The 22,635-nt window shown below is 73.7% G+C and carries 22 protein-coding genes; 15 read left to right on the forward strand and 7 right to left on the reverse strand.

Going from position 1 to position 22,635, the window contains the following annotated elements; translation table 11 throughout:
* Positions 1-218 precede the first annotated feature (218 nt).
* The 4 genes from EOT10_RS02245 (at position 219) to EOT10_RS02260 (ending at position 5,038) form a co-directional block, all read left to right on the forward strand.
* Entirely contained in the window at positions 219-1,355 is a 1,137-nt protein-coding gene (locus EOT10_RS02245) for a sensor histidine kinase (RefSeq protein ID WP_127826300.1), read from the forward strand.
* Positions 1,352-2,026, forward strand: a complete 675-nt coding sequence (locus tag EOT10_RS02250) for a response regulator (protein WP_127826301.1) — start codon at positions 1,352-1,354, stop codon at positions 2,024-2,026. The genes EOT10_RS02245 and EOT10_RS02250 overlap by 4 nt, the downstream gene beginning before the upstream one ends.
* Positions 2,027-2,163: 137 nt before the next feature.
* Complete coding sequence (locus EOT10_RS02255) at positions 2,164-4,053, forward strand: gamma-glutamyltransferase family protein (protein WP_189490993.1); 1,890 nt, start codon at positions 2,164-2,166, stop codon at positions 4,051-4,053.
* Between the two features lie 130 nt (positions 4,054-4,183).
* On the forward strand, positions 4,184-5,038 hold the full coding sequence (locus EOT10_RS02260; protein ID WP_127826302.1) for an inositol monophosphatase family protein: 855 nt from the start codon (positions 4,184-4,186) through the stop codon (positions 5,036-5,038).
* On the opposite strand, the gene EOT10_RS02265 is transcribed toward EOT10_RS02260, so the two are convergent.
* Positions 4,974-5,672, reverse strand: a complete 699-nt coding sequence (locus tag EOT10_RS02265; protein ID WP_127826303.1) for a hypothetical protein — start codon at positions 5,670-5,672, stop codon at positions 4,974-4,976. The two genes, EOT10_RS02260 and EOT10_RS02265, sit on opposite strands and share 65 nt — an antisense overlap.
* A 120-nt stretch (positions 5,673-5,792) precedes the next feature.
* Here EOT10_RS02265 and EOT10_RS02270 point away from each other — a divergent pair, with 120 nt between their 5' ends.
* The 7 genes from EOT10_RS02270 to EOT10_RS02300 all read left to right on the forward strand — a co-directional run bounded on the left by EOT10_RS02270 (position 5,793) and on the right by EOT10_RS02300 (position 13,475).
* On the forward strand, positions 5,793-7,202 hold the full coding sequence (locus tag EOT10_RS02270; RefSeq protein ID WP_189491138.1) for a phytoene desaturase family protein: 1,410 nt from the start codon (positions 5,793-5,795) through the stop codon (positions 7,200-7,202).
* Positions 7,199-7,714: an O-acetyl-ADP-ribose deacetylase gene (locus EOT10_RS02275; protein WP_127826305.1), complete on the forward strand. Its 516-nt coding sequence runs from the start codon at positions 7,199-7,201 to the stop codon at positions 7,712-7,714. The genes EOT10_RS02270 and EOT10_RS02275 overlap by 4 nt, the downstream gene beginning before the upstream one ends.
* A 663-nt stretch (positions 7,715-8,377) precedes the next feature.
* Positions 8,378-9,844, forward strand: a complete 1,467-nt coding sequence (locus tag EOT10_RS02280; RefSeq protein WP_127826720.1) for a DNA-3-methyladenine glycosylase 2 — start codon at positions 8,378-8,380, stop codon at positions 9,842-9,844.
* Positions 9,845-9,919: 75 nt separating this feature from the next.
* Positions 9,920-10,402 carry a methylated-DNA--[protein]-cysteine S-methyltransferase gene (locus EOT10_RS02285; RefSeq protein WP_127826721.1) on the forward strand — a complete coding sequence of 161 codons (483 nt, stop codon included), beginning with the start codon at positions 9,920-9,922 and terminating at the stop codon, positions 10,400-10,402.
* Between the two features lie 187 nt (positions 10,403-10,589).
* Positions 10,590-10,826, forward strand: coding sequence for a ferredoxin (locus EOT10_RS02290; RefSeq protein ID WP_127826306.1), 237 nt, complete (start codon positions 10,590-10,592; stop codon positions 10,824-10,826).
* Positions 10,816-12,207: an NAD(P)/FAD-dependent oxidoreductase gene (locus EOT10_RS02295; protein WP_127826307.1), complete on the forward strand. Its 1,392-nt coding sequence runs from the start codon at positions 10,816-10,818 to the stop codon at positions 12,205-12,207. The genes EOT10_RS02290 and EOT10_RS02295 overlap by 11 nt, the downstream gene beginning before the upstream one ends.
* Before the next feature lie 32 nt (positions 12,208-12,239).
* Complete coding sequence (locus EOT10_RS02300) at positions 12,240-13,475, forward strand: cytochrome P450 (RefSeq protein WP_127826308.1); 1,236 nt, start codon at positions 12,240-12,242, stop codon at positions 13,473-13,475.
* A 34-nt stretch (positions 13,476-13,509) separates the two neighbouring features.
* Here EOT10_RS02300 and EOT10_RS02305 read toward each other — a convergent pair whose 3' ends face one another.
* The 3 genes from EOT10_RS02305 to EOT10_RS02315 form a co-directional block, all read right to left on the reverse strand.
* The gene (locus tag EOT10_RS02305) at positions 13,510-14,250 is read right to left on the reverse strand and encodes an SIR2 family NAD-dependent protein deacylase (protein WP_127826309.1); all 741 of its coding nucleotides are present in this window, start codon (positions 14,248-14,250) and stop codon (positions 13,510-13,512) included.
* A gap of 147 nt (positions 14,251-14,397) precedes the next feature.
* On the reverse strand, positions 14,398-14,895 hold the full coding sequence (locus EOT10_RS02310; RefSeq protein WP_127826310.1) for an NUDIX domain-containing protein: 498 nt from the start codon (positions 14,893-14,895) through the stop codon (positions 14,398-14,400).
* Positions 14,896-14,939: 44 nt separating this feature from the next.
* Positions 14,940-16,001: an ADP-ribosylglycohydrolase family protein gene (locus tag EOT10_RS02315; RefSeq protein WP_127826311.1), complete on the reverse strand. Its 1,062-nt coding sequence runs from the start codon at positions 15,999-16,001 to the stop codon at positions 14,940-14,942.
* A 232-nt stretch (positions 16,002-16,233) separates the two neighbouring features.
* Between EOT10_RS02315 and EOT10_RS02320 the strand changes: the two genes are divergently transcribed.
* A complete protein-coding gene (locus EOT10_RS02320; RefSeq protein ID WP_223280712.1) occupies positions 16,234-17,385 on the forward strand; it encodes a glycerate kinase in 1,152 nt (383 codons plus the stop codon).
* Positions 17,386-17,497: 112 nt separating this feature from the next.
* Here the strand turns inward: EOT10_RS02320 and EOT10_RS02325 are convergent, their stop codons facing one another.
* On the reverse strand, positions 17,498-18,367 hold the full coding sequence (locus EOT10_RS02325) for a PaaX family transcriptional regulator (RefSeq protein WP_127826312.1): 870 nt from the start codon (positions 18,365-18,367) through the stop codon (positions 17,498-17,500).
* Positions 18,368-18,475: 108 nt separating this feature from the next.
* Here EOT10_RS02325 and EOT10_RS02330 point away from each other — a divergent pair, with 108 nt between their 5' ends.
* From EOT10_RS02330 to EOT10_RS02340, 3 genes are all read left to right on the forward strand, one after another.
* Positions 18,476-19,705, forward strand: coding sequence for an LLM class flavin-dependent oxidoreductase (locus tag EOT10_RS02330; RefSeq protein WP_127826313.1), 1,230 nt, complete (start codon positions 18,476-18,478; stop codon positions 19,703-19,705).
* A complete protein-coding gene (locus tag EOT10_RS02335; RefSeq protein ID WP_127826314.1) occupies positions 19,702-20,118 on the forward strand; it encodes a hypothetical protein in 417 nt (138 codons plus the stop codon). Before EOT10_RS02330 ends, EOT10_RS02335 begins: the two co-directional genes overlap by 4 nt.
* Before the next feature lie 94 nt (positions 20,119-20,212).
* Entirely contained in the window at positions 20,213-21,049 is an 837-nt protein-coding gene (locus EOT10_RS02340; RefSeq protein WP_127826315.1) for a zinc-binding dehydrogenase, read from the forward strand.
* 87 nt (positions 21,050-21,136) lie between these two features.
* Here the strand turns inward: EOT10_RS02340 and pssA are convergent, their stop codons facing one another.
* A complete protein-coding gene (gene pssA, locus EOT10_RS02345; protein ID WP_127826316.1) occupies positions 21,137-21,991 on the reverse strand; it encodes a CDP-diacylglycerol--serine O-phosphatidyltransferase in 855 nt (284 codons plus the stop codon).
* Positions 21,978-22,634 carry a phosphatidylserine decarboxylase gene (locus EOT10_RS02350; RefSeq protein ID WP_127826317.1) on the reverse strand — a complete coding sequence of 219 codons (657 nt, stop codon included), beginning with the start codon at positions 22,632-22,634 and terminating at the stop codon, positions 21,978-21,980. The genes pssA and EOT10_RS02350 overlap by 14 nt, the downstream gene beginning before the upstream one ends.
* Position 22,635 lies beyond the last annotated feature (1 nt).

The following is a 22,635-nucleotide window of genomic DNA, read 5'->3' on the forward strand; positions in this document are numbered from 1 at the left end:
CCAAAGTGACGACGCCAGGTGGCGATGCCGGGTGGCGGTGCCGGATGGCGATGTGTCCGAGACTGGCTCGCGCCGACCTGCCACGCGTCGTACGGCGGTGGCTACTTGGGGCTGCGGCCCGGCGACCGGGTACGCGCCGCGCTACTGCGCCGGGAGTAGTCCGCGGACGGTCCTCACGGGTGACGCGGCGGGCGCCGGACGGGCCCTAGGGTGCCGGTATGGAGGGTGAGAGCGGGCGGGGCGGGGCCGTGGGCGGTGTGTCCGGCAAGGCCCTGGCCGGGGACGCGGCGCTGGCCGTCGTGGTCGGCGCGCTCGTCGTGCTCGCCGCCGCGTCCGGCACGGGCGGCGCGACGCCGCTGGACTACGGGCTGATCGCCGCGGCATCCCTCGTGCTCGCCGCCTACCGCACGGCGCCGCGTCTCGTGCTCGCGCTCGCCACCGTCCTCGACGCCGGGTACGTCGTCCACGCCGGGCCGGGGCCGCTGGCCGCGCTGCCCGTGCTCGCCGCCGCGCACACCGCGTCCCGGGCGGGGCACCGGGGGCTCGCGGCCGGGGCGGGTGCCGTGTTCCTCACGGTGTACGGCGTCTCGGGGCGCCCCCTGGAGAGCTGTCTGCTGCTCGCCGGCTGGTTCCTCTGCGCCGTCGTCACGGGACTCGCCGACAAGAACTGGCAGGCGTATCTGCGCCAGACCGAGCAGCGCGCCCTGGAGGCGGAGCGCACCCGTGAGGAGGCGGCGCTGCGCCGGGCGGGGGAGGAGCGGCTGCGGATCGCGCGCGAACTGCACGACTCGCTGACGCACAGCATCTCGATCGTCAAGCTCCAGGCGGGCGTCGCCGTCCACCTGGCGCGCAAGCGGGGTGAGGAGGTCCCGCCCGCACTGCTCGCCATCCAGGAGGCCGGCGGTGAGGCGATGCGCGAACTGCGGGCCACGCTCGACGTGTTGCGCACGGAGGAAGAGCCTGCGGGGGATCCGGCCGCGCTCGTCGAGCGCGCCAGGTCGGCCGGGCTCGTCGTCGACCTCACCGTCACGGGACGCGAGCGGCCGCTGCCCGGCGGCCTCGAACGGGCCACGTACCGCATCGTCCAGGAAGCCCTGACGAACGTGGCGAGACACGCGGGTCCGACCCCGGTGACCGTACAACTGCACTATGGAGACCGAGAGTTGGAGATACGTGTCGAGGACGACGGCTCCGCCGATCCCGCGTCTCCGCCCACGCCGGGCACCGGCCTCACCGGCATGCGGGAGCGGGTCGCCGCGCTCGGCGGGGAGCTGCGCGCCGGGCCGCGCTCCGACGGCGGCTTCGCGGTCACCGCTCAACTCCCCTACGAAGCAAGGGCAGTGGGGGCGACATGAGCCGTGTGCTGCGGGTCGCCCTCGTCGACGACCAGGCCCTCATGCGCGCCGGGTTCCGCGCGCTCCTGGACGCCGAGGACGGCATCGAGGTCGTCGGCGAGGCCGCCGACGGGGCACAGGGGCTCGCCCTCGTCCGCGAACACGTCCCCGACGTCGCGCTCGTCGACGTCCAGATGCCCGTGATGACCGGCATCGAGGCGACCCGCCACATCGTCGCCGACCCGCGCCTGGCCGGCGTACGCGTCGTCATCCTCACCAACTACGGCCTCGACGAGTACGTCTTCGACGCGCTGCGCGCCGGGGCGTCCGGCTTCCTGCTCAAGGACACGGAGCCCGCGGACCTGCTCGCCGGCATCGAGGTGGTGGCCCGGGGGGACGCGCTCCTGTCGCCCTCCGTGACGCGCCGCCTCATCGGCGAGTTCGTGTCGCGGCCCCCCGACCGTGCCACGCCCCCCGGCCTGGACTGCCTCACCCGCCGCGAACGCGAGGTCACCGCGCTCGCCGCACGCGGCCTCACGAACGAGGAGATCGCCGCGCACATGGTGATCAGCCCGTTCACCGCCAAGACCCATGTGAGCCGCGCGATGACGAAGCTCGGCGCCCGCGACCGGGCCCAACTCGTCGTGTTCGCCTACGAGTCGGGCCTGGTCACGGCACGCGCCGGGGAGTGACACACACCAGGGATGCGCGCCGGGGATTGGGCGCACGCCGGTCACCCGTGCACCCCGTCCCACGGACACCGGCGGCCCACTTCGTACGATCCCTCACACCCGCCCCACATCCGCCTGACGCCCGAGGAGTAGCACCCTTGTTCACCACCCGGCCGACCCTTCAAGGCACCTTCGGCATGGTCTCGTCCACCCACTGGCTCGCCTCCCAGTCGGCCATGGCCGTCCTGGAGAGCGGCGGCAACGCCTACGACGCCGCCGTCGCCGCGGGCTTCGTCCTGCACGTCGTCGAGCCGCACCTGAACGGGCCCGCCGGCGAGGTCCCGATCATCCTCGCCCCCGCCGGCGGGGAGGTCCGCGTCCTGTGCGGGCAGGGCGTCGCGCCCGCCCGGGCCACCGTGGAGCACTACCGCGCCCTCGGCCTCGACCTCGTCCCCGGCACGGGTCCCCTGGCCGCCGCCGTGCCCGGCGCGTTCGACGCCTGGATGCTCCTCCTGAAGGACCACGGCACCAAGTCCCTCGCCGAGGTGCTGAGTTACGCCATCGGGTACGCGGAGGACGGGCACGCGCCCGTGGAGCGTGTCGGCGAGACCGTCGAGTCGGTGCGGGCCCTCTTCGAGACCGAATGGCCCTCCTCCGCCGAGGTCTATCTCAAGGACGGCGCCTCCCCGAAGCCCGGCGAGCTCTTCCGCAACCCGCAGCTCGCCGCGACGTGGCGGCGCGTCATCGAGGAGGCCGAGGAGAGCGCGGGCGACGATCGCGTGGCCCAGATCGAGGCCGCCCGCGCGATCTGGCGCGAGGGCTTCATCGCCGAGGCCCTCGTACGGCAGGCCGGCCGCCCCACCATGGACACCAGCGGCACCCACCACAGCGGCACGCTCACCGCGGCCGACCTGGCCGGCTGGTCAGCGACCTACGAGGCGCCCGCCACCTACGACTGGAACGGGTGGACCCTGTGCAAGGCCGGCGGCTGGAGCCAGGGCCCCGCCTTCCTCCAGCAGCTCGCCCTCCTCCCCGACGAGCTGCCCGCTTACGGCTCCGCCGAGTACGTCCACCTGCTCATCGAGGGCTGCAAGCTCGCCATGGCCGACCGCGAGGCCTGGTACGGGGACGCGGACCCGCAGGGCGTGCCCGTCGCCGCGCTGCTGTCCGACGAGTACAACGCGGCGCGCCGCGCCCTCGTCGACGGCAAGGCGTCCTACGAGTTGCGCCCCGGCAGCCCGCTCGGCGCCGCCCCGCGGCTGTCCGCGCACGCGCACGCCGTGGCGGCGGGCGACGACGGCTTCGACGCCCTGGGGACGGCGGGCGCGGGCGTCGGTGAGCCCACGGTCGCCAAGAGCGGTGACATTCCCGCGGTCGCGAAGGACGGTGACGTTCCCGCGGTCTCGAACAGCGGTGACCAAGAGGTCGGGGCGGACGGTGCGACCCGCGGCGACACCTGCCACCTCGACATCGTCGACCGCTGGGGCAACATGGTCGCCGCGACCCCCTCCGGTGGCTGGCTCCAGTCGAACCCCGTCGTTCCCGAGCTGGGCTTCCCCCTCGGCACCCGCCTCCAGATGGCCTGGCTGGAGGAGGGCCTGCCGAACTCGCTCACCCCCAGGCGCCGGCCCCGGACGACGCTGACCCCCTCGCTCGCCCTGAAGGACGGCGTGCCGGTCCTCGCGTTCGGCACGCCCGGCGGCGACCAGCAGGACCAGTGGCAGGTCCACTTCTTCCTGGCCGTGGCTCTGCGCGAACGCGTGCGCGGCGGGCTCGACCTCCAGGGTGCCGTCGACGCCCCGAACTGGCACAACGACTCCTTCCCCGGCTCCTTCTTCCCGCGCGGCATGCGGCCCGGCAGCGTCACCGTCGAGTCCCGCATCGGCGAGGAGATCATCGAGGAGCTGCGCCGCCGGGGCCATGAGGTGACCGTCGGCGAGCCCTGGTCGGAGGGCCGCCTCTGCGCGGTCGCCCGCGACCCGGAGACCGGCGTCCTGTCGGCCGCGGCCAACCCGCGCGGGATGCAGGGCTACGCGGTCGGCCGCTGAGCCCGGGCGGCGGCCAGGGGTGCCGGGCCGCTGTTGACAGACGGGATGCGGAGGGCGGAATTCACGGTGATTCCACCCTCCGTCCATCCGCCCGGCATGGATTGTCAGAGGCCCGTGCTCTCATGGAGACATGATCGAAGCAAAGGCAATCAAGGAAAGCATCGACGACTTTCTGGTACGGGGCGCCTCCGACGTCGAGCAGGTGATCCGGGACGCGGCAGCGGCCGAGATCACGCCCCGCTTCCGCCGGCTCATGGCGGACGAGGTCGCCCAGAAGAGCGGCCCGCACGACCTGGTGACCGTCGCCGACCGGCTCGCCGAGGAGTATCTGACCCGGGAGCTCGGCGCGCTGCTGCCCGGCTCCGTCGTCGTCGGCGAGGAAGCGGTGCACGCCGACCCGTCGACGTACGACGCGATAGGCGAGGACGCGCCGGTGTGGATCGTCGACCCGGTCGACGGGACACGGCAGTTCGTGCACGGTGACCCCGGGTTCTGCACGCTGGTCGCGCTCGCGGTGCGCGGTGAGGTCGTCGCCTCGTGGACGTTCGCGCCCGAGCTCGACGAGTTCGCCGTCGCGATCCGCGGCAAGGGAGCCTGGCTCAACGGCGAGGCGCTGCACGCCGGTTCGCCCGTGCCGGACGACGGCCTCGACGTGGCGACGTCCCACCCGGACTACACGACGGACGCACAGAAGCGCGACCTGCTCGGCCTGTGGGTCGACGGTGTGCGCCCGCGCCCGTGCGGCTCCGCCGGTCTGGAGTATCTGGCCGTCGCCCGCGGCGAGTTGGATTCGACCGCGTTCTCCTGGGAGGCGGCTTGGGATCACGCGGCGGGGCTGCTCCTCGTCGAGGAGGCCGGCGGGGTCCACCTGACCCGGGACGGCGTGCCCTTCCGGATCACCGGGGGGAACGCGCTGCCGTTCACGGCCGCGCGGGACGAGGCCACGGCTCGCCGGATGGTGGGACTGCTGTCGGGCGGAGCCTGACCTGGAGGCCGGTGTACTCCGGCCGCAGATCGAAGCGGATCGTGGTGACCTCGAACTCGGCGACGGTGCCGACCGGCGGCCAGTCGCCGGGATCGCGGGGCAGCCACGCCATGTCGACGAAGGCGGGCACGTCCAGTGCGTCGAGAGCGACGAACAGGCCGGTGAGCCCGGGACCCCAGGGCAGCACCGAGACCGTGCCGGTCACGCGCGTGCCCTGAGGCAGCGGGCCCGAGTCGTAGCGCGTGAAGTGGCGATGGAACACGGCCCGCGCCCAGGCGCGCTCGAACTCCTCCTCGGTGACCGGTTCGGCGTCGCCGGGCGCGACGACCGGGCCCGGCGTCATGACCCCGTACACCGCCTCGTAGAGCTGCACGCCGAGCGGTCCGAACTCCTCGCGCGCCACGCGGAGTTGGTCACGTGAGGCGGCGACCGCGGCGCCACGGGGCGTCCCGTCGGCGTCCGTGCCGCGATCGGACAGAGGCTCGGAGAGGGGCTCGGACAGGGGTTCCGGAAGCGTCGGCACCCGCAGCGCCCCCGCGAAGACGGCCTCGCGCAGCGGACGGTCGTCGTCACCGGTCTCGTACCAGGACCAGGCGTCGTCCTCGGGCGAGTGGCAGCGGAACCGGCGCGTCATCCGCGGAACCCTACCCGTGCGTCATCCACGGACCTCACCCGCGCCCGGCTCCTGTCGGCGGCCCGGCATATCCTGGCCGCAGTGGCCATCGGCTGACAAAGGAGTCCGAAGGTGCCGTCGATGCTCGATGCCGTCGTCGTGGGTGCGGGACCGAACGGACTGACCGCTGCCGTGGAGCTGGCCCGCCGCGGGCTCTCCGTGGCCGTCTTCGAGGCCAGGGACACGGTCGGCGGGGGAGCGCGCACCGAGGAGCTCACCCTCCCCGGGTTCCGGCACGACCCCTGCTCGGCCGCCCACCCCCTCGGCGTCAACTCGCCCGCGTTCAGGGCCATGCCGCTCGAACGGTACGGCCTGGAGTGGCTGCACGCCGAGCTCCCGATGGCGCACCCGTTCCCCGACGGCAGCGCGGCCGTACTGGCGCGTTCCGTCGCCGAGACGGCCGCCTCGTTCGGGCCGCGTGACGCGGGGACGTACCGGCGGCTCGTCGAGCCCTTCCTGCACCGGTGGGACACCCTGGTGCGGGACTTCATGGCGCTGCCGCTCACGTCCCTGCCCCGCGACCCGGTCACCCTCGCCCGCTTCGGCCTCGTGGGACTGCCGCCGTCGACGTGGCTGATGCGCCGCTTCCGCGACGACCGGGCGCGCGCCCTGTTCGCCGGACTTGTCGCGCACGCCATCGCACCCCTCGGCGGCCTCGCCACGGGAGCCGTCGGACTCGTCTTCGCGCTCGCCGCCCACGCGCGCGGCTGGCCCGTCGCCCGCGGCGGCTCGCAGTCCATCTCCGACGCGCTGACCGCGTATCTGAAGGACCTCGGCGGAGCCGTCCACACGAATTACGAGATCAAGCGCCTCGACGACCTGCCGCCCGCCCGCGCCTACGTCTTCGACACCTCACCCCGGGCGCTCGCCCGTATCGCCGGACTCGGCGGCTACTACGACCGCTACCGGTACGGCGCGAGCGTCTTCAAGCTCGACTACGCGCTCGACGGGCCCGTGCCGTGGACCGCGAAGGAGGCCAGGAGCGCGGGCACCGTCCAGGTCGGACCCGGCAGCCGCGACATCGCCGCCGCCCTGCGCACCGCGTCCCGCGAGGACCGCGCCCCCGACAAGCCGTTCCTCATCACCGTCCAGCCCAGCGTCGTGGACCCCACGAGAGCCCCCGCCGGAAAGCAGGTCTTCTGGGCGTACGGGCACGTCCCGAGCGGCTGGGACGGCGATCTCACCGACGCCGTCGAGCGGCAGCTGGAGCGCTTCGCCCCCGGGTTCCGCGACCGGATCCTGGCTCGGGCCACGGCGGGCCCGCCCGAGCTCGCCGCCCGCAACGCGAACTATGTGGGCGGTGACATCGCCTGCGGCGCGGTGAGCGGGCTCCAGCTGCTGCTGCGGCCCAAGCTGTCGCTGTCGCCGTACACGACCCCGCACCCCGCCGTCTTCATCTGCTCGTCCGCGAGCCCGCCAGGACCGGGCGTCCACGGCATGTCCGGGCACAACGCGGCGAAGGCCGTGTGGAGGAGGATCCGCGCGTCATGACCCGAATCACTCTGGTGAAGGGCGACATCACCGCCGAGACCGCCGACGCGATCGTGAACGCCGCCAACTCCTCGCTGCTCGGCGGCGGCGGGGTCGACGGCGCGATCCACCGGCGCGGCGGCCCCGAGATCCTCGCCGCGTGCCGGGCGCTGCGCGCCTCGCACTACGGCAAGGGTCTGCCCACGGGACAGGCCGTCGCCACGACGGCCGGGAATCTCCACGCCGCCCATGTGATCCACACCGTCGGACCCGTCTGGTCCGCCTCCCTCGACCGGTCCGAGCAGCTCGTGTCCTGCTACCGCGAGTCCCTGCGCGTGGCCGCCGAGCTCGGCGCGCGGACCGTGGCCTTCCCCGCGATCTCGACCGGCGTCTACGGCTGGCCGCTGGACGACGGGGCGCGCATCGCGATCCGCACCGTGCGCCAGGTCGCCGGGCCGCCCGTCGAGGAGGTGCGCTTCGTCCTGTTCGACGACCGGGCGTACGCGGCCTTCGCCGACGCGCTGGCCGACTGACTGAGCTGACTACGGCGCGGGGGTGGCCGGCGGCGGGACCGGCGGGCAGGCTGCGGGACTGGCGGGCCGACCGTGGCGCCGGCGGGCTGATTGCCGCGCCGCTGGGGTCTGCCGTGGGTCGTCCGGGGGTGGACGTGTGTGACGGGGTTCTGGCGTGTCGGCGGGCTGATTGCCGCGCCGCTGGGGTCTGCCGGGGGTCGGCCTGGGGTGGACGTGTGTGACGGGGTCCTGGCGTGTCGGCGGGCTGATTGCCGCGCCGCCGGGGTCTGCCGGGGGTCGTCCCGGGGTGGACGCAGGTGACGGAGTCCTGGCGCGCCGGATGGCTGACTGTCGCGTCGGCCGGGGTCTGCCGGGGGTCGGCCTGGGGTGGACGTGTGTGACGGGGTCCTGGCGCGTCGGATGGCTGACTGCCGCGTCGGCCGGGGTCTGCCGGGGTCGTTCCGGGGTGGACGTGTGTGACGGGGTCCTGGCGTGTCGGCGGGCTGATTGCCGCGCCGCCGGGGTCTGCCGGGGGTCGTCCCGGGGTGCACGCAGGTGACGGCGTCCCGCCGCACCGGCTGGCTGACCGCCCCGCCGCTCGGGCCCGCCCAGGGCCGTCCCGCCCCCACGTACATGTCGGATTCCCGCCAGCCCGGCCGGGTGGGCATCGACGATGCTGGCAGCATGCACACCGACACCGACCGATGCGTGCGGGCCGTCCGGTCCAAGGACGCCCGCTTCGACGGCTGGTTCTTCACCGCCGTCCTGACGACCCGGATCTACTGCAGGCCCAGCTGCCCGGTGGTGCCTCCCAAGCCCGAGAACATGACGTTCCTGCCCAGCGCCGCCGCCTGCCAGCAGGCCGGGTTCCGGGCCTGCAAGCGCTGCCGCCCCGACACGAGCCCCGGCTCCCCGGAGTGGAACCACCGCGCCGACCTGGTCGCCCGCGCCATGCGCCTCATCGGCGACGGTGTCGTCGACCGCGAGGGCGTCCCCGGCCTCGCCGGCCGCCTCGGCTACAGCACCCGCCAGGTCGAGCGGCAGCTCCTCGCCGAGCTGGGCGCGGGCCCCCTCGCCCTGGCCCGCGCCCAGCGCGCCCAGACCGCCCGGATCCTCGTCGAGACGACCGGCCTGCCGATGGCCGACATCGCGTTCGCCGCCGGTTTCTCCTCGGTCCGCACCTTCAACGACACGGTCCGCGAAGTCTTCGCGCTCTCCCCGAGCGAGCTGCGCACCCGCGCGCCGAGGACCGGGTCGGCGGCACCCGGCGCGATCACCCTGCGCCTGCCGTTCCGCGCCCCGCTCACCCCCGACAACCTCTTCGGCCACCTCGCCGCGACCGCCGTACCGGGCGTCGAGGAATGGCGCGACGGCGCGTACCGGCGCACCCTCCGCCTCCCCTACGGGCACGGCATCGTCACCCTGACACCGGCCCCCGACCACATCGGCTGCCGGCTCGTCCTCACCGACCAGCGCGACCTGACCGTCGCGATCAGCCGCTGCCGCCGGATGCTCGACCTCGACGCCGACCCCGTCGCCGTCGACGAGCAGCTGCGCGCCGACCCGCTGCTCGCGCCCCTCGTCGACAAGGCGCCCGGCCGCCGCGTGCCGCGCACGGTGGACGAGGCCGAGTTCGCCGTACGGGCCGTGCTCGGCCAGCAGGTGTCCACTGCCGCCGCCCGCACCCACGCCGCGCGCCTGGTCACCGCGCACGGCGAGCCGGTCGACGACCCCGAGGGCGGCCTCACCCACCTCTTCCCCACGCCCGCCGCCCTCGCCGCGCTCGACCCCGAGACGCTCGCCCTGCCCCGCAGCCGCCGCACGACCCTCACCACGCTCGTCCGTGAACTCGCGGACGGCACCCTCAATCTCGGCCCCGAGAGCGACTGGGACGAGGCCCGCCACCGCCTCATGGAGCTGCCCGGGTTCGGGCCCTGGACGGTCGAGGTCATCGCGATGCGGGCCCTCGGTGACCCGGACGCCTTCCTGCCCACCGATCTCGGAATGCGCCGCGCCGCACAGGAGTTGGGCCTTCCCCACACTCCCGCCGCTCTCACGGCGCGCGCCGCGTCCTGGCGCCCCTGGCGCGCGTACGCGGTCCAGTACCTGTGGGCCACCGACGACCACCCGATCAACTTCCTGCCCGCGTAAGGGACTTCCACCATGAGCGACAAGACCAGTACAACCGACAAGACCGGCACGACCGAAAAGGCCGGCACGACCGGCGTGAAGCAGCACCACGTCATCGACAGCCCCTACGGGCCCCTGACCCTCGTCGCCACCGACGGCACCCTCAGCGGCCTCTATATGACGGAGCAGCGCCACCGCCCCGCCGAGGAGACCTTCGGGGAGCGCGACGGCCGGCCCTTCGGAGCGGTCATCGACCAGCTGGAGGCCTATTTCCAGGGCGAGTTGACGGAATTCGACCTCCCCCTGCACCTCGACGGCACACCGTTCCAGCGCAGCGTCTGGCAACAGCTCCAGCGCATTCCCTACGGCGAGACCCGCACCTACGGGGAGCTCGCCGAGGCCCTCGGTAACGCGAACGCCTCCCGCGCGGTCGGCCTCGCCAACGGCAAGAACCCGGTCGGCGTCATCGTCCCCTGCCACCGCGTGATCGGCGCGAGCGGCGGCCTGACCGGCTACGGCGGCGGCCTGGACCGCAAACAGCGTCTGCTCGACTTCGAACGCGGCACGGCGCTGTTCTAGGGGCAGCCGGTCACCTCGACCTGAGCCGACCGCACCGCACCGCACCGCACCGCACCACGTCGAACCTCAAACCGAACCTCACCGCGCCGCTCACTCGAACAGTCGCCTTCTCGTCGCCGCGTCCCGGCCCGAGTCCGAGGGTGGTCACAGGGGGCCGACCGGGCCGTTGGAGAGGACCGATCCCGTGGTGAGGCTTGCCGTAGACCTGAACCGCTGCCAGGGGTACGCGCAGTGCGCGTTCCTCGCGCCCGATGTCTTCGCCATGCACGGCGACGAGGCGCTGCTGTACGCCCCGGAGGCCGACGAGTCGCAGCGGGCGAGACTGGCCCAGGCCGCCGCGGCCTGCCCGGTCCAGGCCGTCCTCGTCGATGCGGTGGACGTGCCGGCGGACGTACCGGACGAGGCGGTGTCCGGTGCCCGGTGACGGATCCCTGGAACGGCTCAGGCGCGAGGGCCGCATCGTCGTCGTGGGCGCCTCACTGGCCGGCCTGCGCGCCGCCGAAGCGCTGCGGGCCAAGGGCTTCGAGGGCTCCCTGACCATGATCGGCGACGAGCCCCACGAGCCGTACGACCGGCCCCCGCTCTCCAAGCAGGTACTGCTGGGCAGGGCGGCCGCCGACCGCACCGCGCTGCCCAGGCTCCGACCGGTCGACGCGACCTGGCGGCTCGGTGTCCCCGCCAGCGGCCTGGACATGGCCGCACGGCGGGTGCGGCTGGCCGACGGCGACGAGGTGCCGTACGACCGGCTGCTGATCGCCACCGGGGTCCGGGCGCGACCGTGGCCGCACGAGGCCGAGGCGGAACTCGACGGCGTCTTCGTCCTGCGGACCCGTGACGACAGCGCCGCGCTCGCGCGGCGGCTCGACGCGGGGCCCAAGCGGGTCCTCGTCATCGGGGCCGGGTTCACCGGCTCGGAGATCGCCTCCGCCTGCCGTGAACGCGGCCTCCCCGTCACCGTCGCCGAGCGCGGCTCGGCCCCCCTGGTCGGCGCCCTCGGCGGGGTGGTCGGCTCGGTCGCCGCCGAACTCCAGCGGGAGCACGGGGTCGACCTGCGATGCGGGGTCATGGTGACCGCTCTGGAAGGCGACACCTCGGGACGGGTACGCGCGGCGCACCTGTCCGACGGCTCCACCGTGGAGGCCGACGTGGTGATCGTCTCGCTCGGGGCCACCCGCAACACCGAATGGCTCGCCGGGTCCGGACTCGGGGCGGGCCCCCGGGGCATCGCCTGCGACGCCGGCTGCCGTGCCTTCGACATTCGCGGGATAGTCACCGACGACATCTACGCGGCGGGCGACGTCGCCCGCTCTCCCCACGCCCTCTTCGGCTACCAGTTCCTGTCCCTGGAGCACTGGGGCAACGCCGTCTCACAGGCCCGGATCGCGGCGCACAACATGCTCAGCGAGAGCACCGACCGCCTCCCTCACATGGAGGTGCCGGCCTTCTGGTCCGCGCAGTTCGGAGTCAACATCAAGTCCGTCGGGGCGCCGTCGCTGGGGACGGAGATCCTCATCTCGCAGGGCTCGCTCCAGGAGCGGCGGTTCGTCGGTGTCTACGGGTATCAGGGGCGCGTCATCGGCGCGGTCGCCTTCGACCATGCCCGGTGGCTGCCGTTCTACCGGGAGCTGATCGAGACCACCGCGTCGTTCCCGCCACCGTTCGACAACGTAGACCGGCGCCCGGGCGGACAGCGGCCGATCGACGCGGACTTCCCCGACCCGTCGGTCCCCACGCACGGCCCCACCGTGACCCTCAGCGGATACTCGCCGGCCGACCGCCGGATGACGTTCACCCCCGCGCACTGACCCCGTACGGCCAACGGCCACGAGGACCCGCCATGACGCAATCCCTGCTGCACCAGATCCTGGACCACGCCAACCGCGCCAACCCGTACCCGCTCTACGAAGAGCTGCGGAAGACGCCGGTACACCATGTGGACGGCGGCCCGTACGTCGTCAGCACCTATTACGAGATCCGCAGCCTCCTGCACGATCCCCGGATCAGCTCCGACGTCCGCAATCTGGCCTCGACCGCCCGGGACCCGCTGGCCGGGCCGGCCCAGGAGGAGAGCGCCCTGCCGCCCAGTTTCCTGCGGCTCGACCCGCCGGAACACGACCGGCTGCGACGCATGACGAACCGGCCCTTCGGCCCGCCGCACTCCCCCCGCCGGATCGACGGGATGCGCGGGGAGCTCCACGACATCGTCTCCGGCCTCATCGACGACATCGGCGACCCGGACCGGATCGACCTGGTGGACCAGTTCTCGTACCCCTTCCCGGTGACCGTGATCTGCCGGCTGCTCGGGGTGCCGCGCGAGGACGAGGCGCGCTTCCACACCTGGGCGGACACGCTCGCCGCCAGCCTGGACCCCGACCCGGACGCGGATCCCGCCGAGCGGGGCAAGGGCGCGAACGAGGCCCGTATGCAGCTGGGCATGTACCTGGCCGGCCTGATCGAGGAACGCCGCAAGAATCCCGGCGACGACATGCTCTCCCGGCTGGCGACGGCCCAGGGCGAGGACGGCGCCATGACGACGATGGAGCTGCTCAGTACCGCGGCACTGCTGCTGATCGCGGGGCACGAGACCACCGTCAATCTCATCACCAACGGAATGCTGACGCTGCTGCGCCATCCCGACGTCCTGCAGCGGCTGCGCGAGGATCCGGGGTTTGCCGTGCCCCTCGTCGAGGAGCTGCTGCGCTTCGAGCCGCCGGTGCAGCTGGTGCCACAGCGCACCACCCTCGCCGACATCGAGGTCCGCGGCGTCACCATCCCCAAGGGCGCCTCCCTCTGGCTGGTTCTGGCGTCCGGCAACCGCGACCCCCAGCGCTTCGAGGACCCGGACCGCTTCGACCCGGACCGCCGGGACATCCAGCACCTCGGCCTGGGCAGCGGCATCCACAGCTGTTTCGGCGCACCGCTCGCCCGCCTCGAGGCCCAGTTCGCCCTGTCGGAACTGGCCCGGAGGCTGGAGAACCCACGTCTCCTTGAGGACCCGCCGCCGTACCGGCAGAACGCCGTGCTGCGCGGGCCGCGGCATCTGCCCATCTCGTGCGACGGGATCCGCCCGTGACGGCATCCGCCGGGCGTGATCCACACGAGAGGTCCTAGGGGTGCGCCGTGTCTAGTCGGCGCAGCAGCTTCGGCAGCGCGGTGCCGATCGGTTCGCGGATGATCTCGTCGGCCCGTTCGTCGTACGGCGTCGCCTCGGCGTTGACGATGACGAGCCGCGCCCCGTGATCCGCGGCGACACCGGCGAGCCCGGCGGCGGGCTGCACCTGAAGACTGCTCCCCACGGCGACGAACACCTGACACGCCTTGGTGATCGCGACGGCCTCGCCGAGGACCACCGGATCGAGCCGCTCCCCGAACATCACGGTCGCCGACTTGAGGATCCCCCCGCACTCCAGGCACGGCGGATCGTCCTCCCCCGCCTCGACCCGGGCGAGCGCGTCCTCCATCGGCCCGCGCGCGTGACACCGGGTACACGTGAACTTCCGTGCTGTGCCGTGCAGTTCGAGCACCTTGCGATCGGGCATACCGGCGAGCTGGTGCAGCCCGTCCACGTTCTGCGTGATCACCCGCACGGGCACCCCGGCCCGCTCCAGATCCGCGACCGAGCGGTGCGCGGCGTTCGGCTCGGCGGCGAGCGTCCGGTTCTTCCGCCGGATCTGCCACGACCTGCGCCGGATCTCGGGATCACCCATGTAGTAGTCGTACGTGACGAGCTTCTCGGCCTCGGGATCCCGCCGCCACAGGCCGTTCGGCCCGCGGTAGTCCGGGATCCCGGAGTCCGTGGAGATCCCGGCACCACTGAGAATCGCGACAAGCGGCTGCTGCGTGCTCATGGCGCCGAGGGTAGGACGGACCGGTGGTTCCCGGCGAACGCTTAACGCCGCCTGCGGTGCCGTCGCGGGAAGACCGGGCGTCAGTCGTTGCCGGTGAGGCGTCAGCCGTTGCCGGTGAGCGGAGCGCCTTTTCCGGTGAGTGGGGCGTCAGCCGACCGGGACGCCGTCCTCCAGTTCCGCCGCCCCCCGGTCCTCCGTGAGGACGTCAAGGGCCGCGCTCACCCGGCGGCCGAGGGGGCCCGGCAGGTACCGGTGCAGCTCGGCCCGCTCGACGAGGCGCCACGACAGCAGCTCCTCCTCCTGGAGCCTGATCGCCTTGAACTGGTTCTCGTCCAGGACACCGCCGTCGTACAGATACGCCACCAGCGGCGGCCGCGCGGCCGTGGCCGACACCCAGTCGACGGCCAGCAGCCGGCCGAGCGCCACGTCGAGGCCGATCTCCTCGGCCGTCTCGCGCCGGGCGCCCTGGCGCGGGCTCTCCCCGGCGTCGGACTCGACGGTGCCGCCGGGCAGCGCCCACCCGTCGCGGTAGTTCGGCTCGACGAGCAGCACGCGCCCCTCGCCGTCGAGGAAGAGCGCGGCGGCGCCGCACAGGACACGGGGGAGACCCGCGATGTACGCGGCGAACTCGGCGGTGGAGGTCATGAGGGAAGCGTAACGACCGCGCGCGACCGCCCGCGCGCGCCGGATCACTCCTCGGCCAACTCGACGGTACGTGCGGCGAGTTCACTGATCCGCACGCCGTCGAACCCGAACACCGCACTCCGCACCCGGTCCTCCAGCGGGTCCTTCCAGCGCGCCGGGATCGCCGCGGCCCCGCACAGCACTCCGGCCACGGACCCGGCCGTCGCGCCGTTCGAGTCCGTGTCCAGGCCGCCGCGCACCGTGAGCGCGAGGGTGCGGGTGAAGTCGCCGTCGCCGTACAGGAGTCCCGCCGAGATGACGGCCGCGTTCGGGACGGTGTGGATCCAGCCGAGCCCGGCCGTCTCCTCGTCGAGCGTGGCCAGGGCCTCCTCCCGGCTCAGCCCCGCCTCGTGGAGCGACACCGCGCGGCGCACCGTGCGGGACAGGCGGCTGCTCGCCGGGATCACGGTGAGGGCGGTGTCGAGCGCGGCGCGCGCACCCGGCGCCGTGAACGCCGCCGCGACGAGCGCCGCCGCCCACATCGCCCCGTACACGCCGTTGCCCGTGTGGGACAGGACCGCGTCGCGGCGCGCCAGGAACGCCGCGCGGTGCGGGTCGCCCGGGCACGTCCAGCCGAAGACGTCCGCCCGGATCAGCGCGCCGATCCACTCCTGGTACGGGTTGTCGTACGTCGCCGTGAGGGGCGGCTTCAGCCCGTTCGCGAGATTGCGGTACGCCGCCCGCTCCGCGGTGAAGGTCTGCAGGTACGGCAGCCGCAGCAGCCACAGCTCGCCGACCTCCTCGGTGGTGAACGCGAAGCCGTGCGTCTCCAGGAGGTGCAGGCCGAGGACCGCGTAGTCCACGTCGTCGTCGCGGCAGCTGCCGTGGATCCGGCCGCGCACGCAACTCTGCCACTCGGGGCGCAGCGCGCGGGCGTCCGCCTCGTCGGCGGGTTCCGGCAGATAGTCGGTGAGCGGCAGGGCGGCGGTCCGCCGCAGGTAGGCGTCGATGCGCGCGCGGGTCCAGTACTCGCCCTGTTCCACCGGCTTGCCGAGCATGTTGCCCGCGATCCGGCCGTACCAGCCGCCGAGTACGCGGTCCTGAAGGTCACCGCCCACGGGGGTCATGCTTCCGGTGTACCCGAAGAAGGGGCGGGGGTGACCGCGCCCGCCGCACCGGCTTGATCGATCATTTCTATGCCGGTGCCGCCCTGGAAAGAGCGCATATGACCGGCGATAACATCCCGGCCCGCCGTTTCGCGGACCGGACAGCCATGGGCAGCGGGCCCCACCTCCGGTTAAGGTCGCAGCGGCGCGACTGCCTTGCGCGAGCAAGGCGCGAAAGCAAGGGGAATGCAAGGTGGCGGACGCTGGAGTGACGGCGGAGCGCGTGCTCATCGCCGCGGACAAGTTCAAGGGCTCGCTCACGGCCGTACAGGTCGCGGAGCGGGTCACGGCCGGTCTGCGGCGGATCGCGCCCGGGGTGCGGATCGAGTCCGTGCCCGTCGCGGACGGCGGCGACGGCACGGTGGCCGCGGCCGTGGCGGCCGGGTTCGAGCGCCGCGAGGTACGGGTCACGGGCCCGCTCGGTGACCAGGTCAACGCGGCGTACGCCCTGCGGGACGGCACGGCCGTCGTCGAGATGGCCGAGGCCTCCGGGCTCCAGCTGCTGCCCGAGGGCGTCTTCGCGCCCCTCACCTCGACCACGTACGGGTCCGGCGAGCTGCTGGCCGCGGCGCTCGACGCGGGCGCCCGCTCCATCGTGTTCGGCGTCGGCGGCAGCGCCACGACCGACGGCGGTGCCGGGATGCTGGCCGCCCTCGGCGCGCGCTTCCTGGACGCGGACGGCAAGCCGGTCGGCCCCGGCGGCGGCGCCCTCGCGGACCTCGCGACGGCCGACCTTTCGGGCCTCGACCCGCGTCTCGCCGACGTCGAGATCGTCCTCGCCAGCGACGTAGACAACCCGCTGACCGGCCCGAAGGGCGCCCCCGCCGTGTACGGCCCGCAGAAGGGCGCCACGCCGGACGACGTGGCCACCCTCGACGCGGCGCTCGCCCACTTCGCGCGGGTCCTGGCGGAGTCGATCGGCCCGAAGGCGCTGGAGTACGCGGACTCGCCCGGCGCGGGAGCCGCCGGCGGCATCGGCTACGGCGCCCTCGTCGGACTCGGTGCGAGCTTCCGGGCCGGGATCGAGGTCATGCTCGACGTCCTCGGCTTCGCACCGGCGCTCGCCGGCGCCTCCCTAGTCATCACCGGAGAGGGCTCCCTCGACGAGCAGACCCTGCACGGCAAGGCCCCGGCGGGCGTCGCCGCGGCGGCCCGCGCCGCGGGTGTCGAGGTCGTGGCGGTCTGCGGCCGGCTCGCCCTCCCCGCGGAGGCCCTGGGCCGCGCCGGTATCCGCCGCGCCTACGCCCTGACGGACGTGGAGCCGGACGTGGCCCGCTGCATCGCCGAGGCGGGCCCGATCCTGGAGACGGTCGCGGAGCGCATCGCCGCGGACTTCCTGGTCTGACGCACGGGGGTGACGCGTCGACCCCGACGCGTCACCCCGGGTCTTGCGTTGCTCGGGTCTTGCGTTGCCCGGGTCCTGTGTCGCCCGGGTCCTATGTCACTCCGGTCCCACCTCACTCCGGTCCCACGTCACCCAGGCCGTGTTCCGAAGGCCCGCCCCGGCCCTGCGCGAGGCTCCGCCAGTGCTCGTCGGCCGGCGCACGCACCGCGCGCCATGTGTCGACGAAGAGACGGGTCGCCGTGTGGCCGGGCCAGTCCGTGGGGAGCAGCGCTCCGGGGAGCCGGGAGTCGCGCGCGAACGTGCCGCGCCAGGCGTGCACGAGCCGCGTCCGCGCGACGAACGCCTCCTCGGCGGAGCCGGCCCGCACCCCGCGAAAGCGCGCCACGAACTCCTCGTGCGCCGCGCGCACGGCATCCAAGTCCCAGGCCCTGCGCACCAGTTCGGCGTCGTCGTCCGCGCGGGACGTGAGCCAGAGCGCGTACGGGGCGAGCCCCTGGTCGGCGAGCAGCGCGCGCAGCGCCGGTACGCCCCCGGCGTCCGCCGCGACCCACACCCCCTGGCCCAGCGGCCCGAACCCCTCGAAGGCCAGCTGTTCCTCGACCAGGGCCCGGTCCCGCCACGCCTCCGCCGGTACCCGCAGCAGCAGTTGCTGCCACTCGCCGTGCCACGGTGTCTCCTCGACCGCCCGTTCGAGGCGGTGTGTCCACGCCGTGAGCAGGGTGACCAGGCGCGGTTCCAGGACGACGCGCGTGCGGCGCCCCACGGGCTCCGTCCGCAGCCAGCCCTCCCGCACGAGCCGCGTCAGCGCCCGCCGCGTCGCCGCCTCACCGACCCCGCAGGCGCCGAGCGCGCCCACGACGGCCCCCGCCATGACGCGCTCGTCGCCGGGATAGCGCACGTACTCGCCGAGCACGGTCAGCAGCAGCGTCCGCGCGCTCGGCGAGCCGTCCGCGCGCCGCCGCGTCCGTGGTGCCCCCTCCAACTCCGGCCACCTCCCTGTCTGTTGACCTGCGTGACGCCCGGATGTAGGACGTAAGAAGCAAGATGCTCGACCTTATGTCCAACGTCCGTCCCGACGAAAGGCGTACGCGTGCATCCACCGAGCAGTCCCCGCGGCCCGCTCCGCTTCGGCGCGTTCATCGCGCCGTACCACGGCACCGACGGCAGCCCGTCGGTCCAGATCCGCCGCGACCTCGACCTCGTCCGCCACCTCGACGCGCTCGGCTACGAGGAGGCGTGGATCGGCGAGCACCACTCCGCGGGCTACGAGACCATCGCCTCGCCCGAGGTCTTCATCGCCGCGGCCGCCGAGCACACCCGCACCATCCGCCTCGGCACGGGCGTGAACTCGCTGCCGTACCACCACCCGCTGATCCTCGCGGACCGGCTGATCCAGCTCGACCACCAGACCCGGGGCCGCGTGATGTTCGGGGCGGGCCCCGGCCAGCTCGCCTCGGACGCGTTCATGATGGGCATCGACCCGCTGCGCCAGCGCGCCATGATGGCGGACGCCCTGGACGCCGTCGTACGGCTTGTGCGCGGCGAGACCGTCACGGCCCGCACGGACTGGTTCACGCTCGACGAGGCACGGCTCCAGCTGGCGCCCTACCGGCCCGGCGGCCTGGAGATGGCCGTGGCCTCCACCGTCTCGCCGACCGGCTCCGTGCAGGCGGGCCGGCACGGCATCGGCCTGCTCTCCCTCGCCGCCGCGGACCCGGCGGGCCTCGCGGCCCTGAACGGGAACTGGGCGGCGTACGAGAAGTCCTGCGCCCGTCACGGCCACACGGCGGACCGCGACGACTGGCGGCTCGTCGTCCCGATGCACCTGGCCGACACCCGCGCCGAGGCCCGGGAACAGGCGGCGTACGGAGTGCGGCACATCGTGCGCTACATCGAGGGCCTCGCGGGCGTCGAGCTGCCGTGGGGCAGGACCGCCGAGGGCGCCGTGGAGCACTGGACCACCGAAGGTTTCCCGACCTTCGGCATCGCCACCATCGGCACCCCCGACGACGCGATCGCCCGCATCGAGGCGCTCACCGAGGCCTCCGGCGGCTTCGGCACGCTCCTCCTGCTCGACCTGCCCACCGGCACCCCGACGGCGAAGCTGCGCAGCTACGAACTGTTCGCCGAATACGTGGTCCCCCACTTCACCGGCGCGAACCGCCGCCGCGACGCCTCCATGTCCTGGGCCAACGCGAACAGCGAACGCTTCATCGGCGCGATGCGCCAGGCGATAGAGGCGGCGGTGACGGGCACCCCCCAGGACACGGACGCCCCCCGAGACGCAGCCGCCACCCACGACGCGGGAGCCGGGCGGTGACCGGCGTGATGCGGGCCGCCGTGTTGCGGGGTGGGCGGTTCGTCGGGGCCGGGGTGCCGGGCCCGGGCCCTGACCGGGTGCTCGCTGAGCCGGCCGCTGCCCGGGACGTGCGCGCCGCCCGGTACATGGGCGTCGCCCAGGCCGCCGTGTTGCGGGGTGGGTGGTTCGTCGGGGCCGGGGTGCCGGGCCCGGGCCGTGGCCGGGTGTTCGCTCAGCCGGCCGCCGCCCGGTACATGGGCGTCGCCCAGGCCGCCGTGTTGCGGGGTGGGTGGTTCGTCGGGGCCGGGGTGCCGGGCCCGGGCCGTGGCCGGGTGTTCGCTGACCGGGGCCCTGCCCGGGACGTGCGCGCCACCCAGGACACGGGCGCCCCCCGAGACGCCGCCGCCACCCACGACGCGGGAGCCGGGCGGTGACCGCCATGATGCGGGCCGCCGTGTTGCGGGGTGGGCGGTTCGTCGAGGCTGAGGTGGCGGGGCGTTCCTGTTCGATCCCGACGCCGATCTGGTGATGGGCCACGAGCTGTGCGCGCGGGTGCTCAGCCCGGGGGAGTGGCAGGGCAGGACCGTCGTGGGCCTGCCCTGGGCCCTCGACGCCGGTGGCACGCTGCGTACGGTCGGCTACTCGAGCACGTTCCCCGGCGGCTTCGGGGAGCGCGTCGTCCTCCAGGAGGCGGCGCTCGTCCCGGTGCCCGAGCACGTGCCGGCCCCGGTGGCCGCGCTCACCGAGCCCCTAGCCGTCGGCTTCGGCAACGTCGCCCGCGCCGCGCCCCCGCCCGGCTCGGGAGCCGTCGTCATCGGGGCGGGCCCCATCGGCCTCGGCGCCACCGCGGCGCTCGTGGAGCGGGGCGTGGCGCCCGTCGTCGTCTCGGAGCCGTCCCCGCGCCGCCGCGCCCTCGCGGAGCGCTTCGGCGCGCACGTGACGGTCGACCCGGGGGCCGGGGACCCGTTCGACGTCTGGAGCGAGGCGTCGGAGCCGGGGCAGGCGCTCACGGTCCTGGAGTGCTCCGGGAAGGCCGGCATGTTCAACACGGTCCTGCACCGGGCGCCCCGCTCGACGAAGGTCCTGCTCATCGGCGCGTGCATGACGGAGGACGTGTTCCGTCCCGTCGTCGGCATCTACAAGGACATCACCGTGACCATGTGCATGGCGTACCCGCCCGAGGAGTTCGCCCGCACCCTCGGACGCATCGCGGACGGGACGGTGGACGCGGCCGCCCTGATCACCGGCGAGGTGGGCCTGGGCGGGGTCGGCGCGGCCCTGGACACCCTGCGCACCCCCGACGACCACGTGAAGGTCCTCGTCCGCCCGGACGTCCACGGCATCGGCGTGCACCCACCGCGCTGAGACGCACACGCAGACATGCGGAAGGCCCCGGACCAGCTGGTCCGGGGCCTTCCGTCACGTACGGAGTACGCAGTACGGGAATACGGGTTACGGCAGCTGCGCGGCACGCGCCTCGCGGCGGTTGCCCCGGAAGTTGTTCACCCTCCGGGCCGTCGCGAAGAGCGGGATCACGGCGCCCAGGACGAGCTGCAGCGCGCAGCCGGTCTGGAGCAGGAGCTGGCCGCCGGGGGCGTCGAACGCCCAGGCCGCCAGGAGCCCCATCGCCGCCACGATCCACCCCAGCATCGCCACCGCGAGGGGACCCCGCGGCTTCGGGTACTCGACCCGGCTCACCATCAGCCAGGCCGTCCCGACGATCGCCAGGACCGTCGCCACGAACGGCAGCTCCAGGAGCACGATCGACACGACCGTGAGCGCCCCGAAGGGGCTCGGCATGCCCTGGAAGGTGCCGTCCTTGACCGTCACGCACGAGAATCTCGCGAGCCTCAGCACGACGGCCAGGAGCACCACGATGGCGCCCACCGCCGCCACCCGCTGATGCGCGTCGTCGGCGACCATGCCGTAGACGAGCACGAAGTACGCGGGCGCGAGCCCGAAGCTGATGAGGTCCGAGAGGTTGTCCAGCTCGGCACCCATCGGCGACGAGCGGAGCTTGCGCGCCACCAGGCCGTCGAACAGGTCGAAGATCGCCGCGGCCAGCATCAGGATCACGGCCGTGGCCGCGCTGTGCCGGGCCATGCCGGACTCGGCGCTGCCCTGGAGGTGCGGGATCAGGATCCCGGTGGTGGTGAAGTACACCGCCATGAAGCCGCACGTGGCGTTGCCGAGCGTGAGGGTGTCCGCTATCGACAGACGGAGTGAGAGCGGCATTTCCTCCGCTTCGTCCGCCTCCTCGGCCTCGGGCACCCAGCCGGCCTGCGTCTCTGGATCAGTCACGGTCAATGCGAGTCACCCCAGCCACGGTCTTCTGACCGACCTCGACCGCGACCTCGACACCCTCGGGGAGGTAGATGTCGACGCGCGACCCGAAGCGGATCAGACCGATGCGCTCGCCCTGCTCGACCTTCGTGCCCTGCGGGATGTAGGGGACGATGCGTCGGGCCACGGCGCCGGCGATCTGGATCATCTCGATGTCGCCGAGCTCGGTGTCGAAGTGCCAGACAACGCGCTCGTTGTTCTCGCTCTCCTTGTTGAACGCCGGGACGTACCCGCCGGGGATGTGCTCCACGGACGTCACCGTGCCCGCCAGGGGCGCGCGGTTGACGTGGACGTTCAGCGGGCTCATGAAGATCGCGACCCGGGTCCGTCCGTCCTTCCACGGCATGATGCTCTGCACCACGCCGTCGGCCGGGGAGATGACCCGGCCCGAGGCGATCTCACGCTCGGGGTCGCGGAAGAACCACAGCATGCCGGCCGCCAGAGCGGTGGCGGGTACGGCGACTGCGGCGGCCTTCTTGGAACGGCGCGAACGGGCCAGGCTCAGGGCGGCGGTGGCGACGGTCGGCAGGAGCCACGGCGATGCTCCGCGCGCAATGCGTCCACCGAGGACGCCGTCGCGTGGTGCAGAGGTTTGGCTGTGGGGCATG

It is taken from the genome of Streptomyces antnestii (assembly GCF_004005495.1).
GTDB lineage: Bacteria > Actinomycetota > Actinomycetes > Streptomycetales > Streptomycetaceae > Streptomyces > Streptomyces antnestii.

Excerpts from the sequence above, each read along its gene's own strand:
- EOT10_RS02315 (WP_127826311.1), bottom strand. The coding sequence starts at position 16,001 with ATGACCCCCGTGGGCGGTGACCTTCAGGACCGCGTACTCGGCGGCTGG.
- EOT10_RS02275 (WP_127826305.1), top strand. The coding sequence starts at position 7,199 with ATGACCCGAATCACTCTGGTGAAGGGCGACATCACCGCCGAGACCGCC.
- EOT10_RS02310 (WP_127826310.1), bottom strand. The coding sequence starts at position 14,895 with ATGACCTCCACCGCCGAGTTCGCCGCGTACATCGCGGGTCTCCCCCGT.
- EOT10_RS02270 (WP_189491138.1), top strand. The coding sequence starts at position 5,793 with ATGCTCGATGCCGTCGTCGTGGGTGCGGGACCGAACGGACTGACCGCT.
- EOT10_RS02265 (WP_127826303.1), bottom strand. The coding sequence starts at position 5,672 with ATGACGCGCCGGTTCCGCTGCCACTCGCCCGAGGACGACGCCTGGTCC.
- EOT10_RS02300 (WP_127826308.1), top strand. The coding sequence starts at position 12,240 with ATGACGCAATCCCTGCTGCACCAGATCCTGGACCACGCCAACCGCGCC.
- EOT10_RS02350 (WP_127826317.1), bottom strand. The coding sequence starts at position 22,634 with ATGCCCCACAGCCAAACCTCTGCACCACGCGACGGCGTCCTCGGTGGA.
- EOT10_RS02280 (WP_127826720.1), top strand. The coding sequence starts at position 8,378 with ATGCACACCGACACCGACCGATGCGTGCGGGCCGTCCGGTCCAAGGAC.
- EOT10_RS02245 (WP_127826300.1), top strand. The coding sequence starts at position 219 with ATGGAGGGTGAGAGCGGGCGGGGCGGGGCCGTGGGCGGTGTGTCCGGC.
- EOT10_RS02305 (WP_127826309.1), bottom strand. The coding sequence starts at position 14,250 with ATGAGCACGCAGCAGCCGCTTGTCGCGATTCTCAGTGGTGCCGGGATC.
- EOT10_RS02250 (WP_127826301.1), top strand. The coding sequence starts at position 1,352 with ATGAGCCGTGTGCTGCGGGTCGCCCTCGTCGACGACCAGGCCCTCATG.
- EOT10_RS02260 (WP_127826302.1), top strand. The coding sequence starts at position 4,184 with ATGATCGAAGCAAAGGCAATCAAGGAAAGCATCGACGACTTTCTGGTA.
- EOT10_RS02340 (WP_127826315.1), top strand. The coding sequence starts at position 20,213 with ATGGGCCACGAGCTGTGCGCGCGGGTGCTCAGCCCGGGGGAGTGGCAG.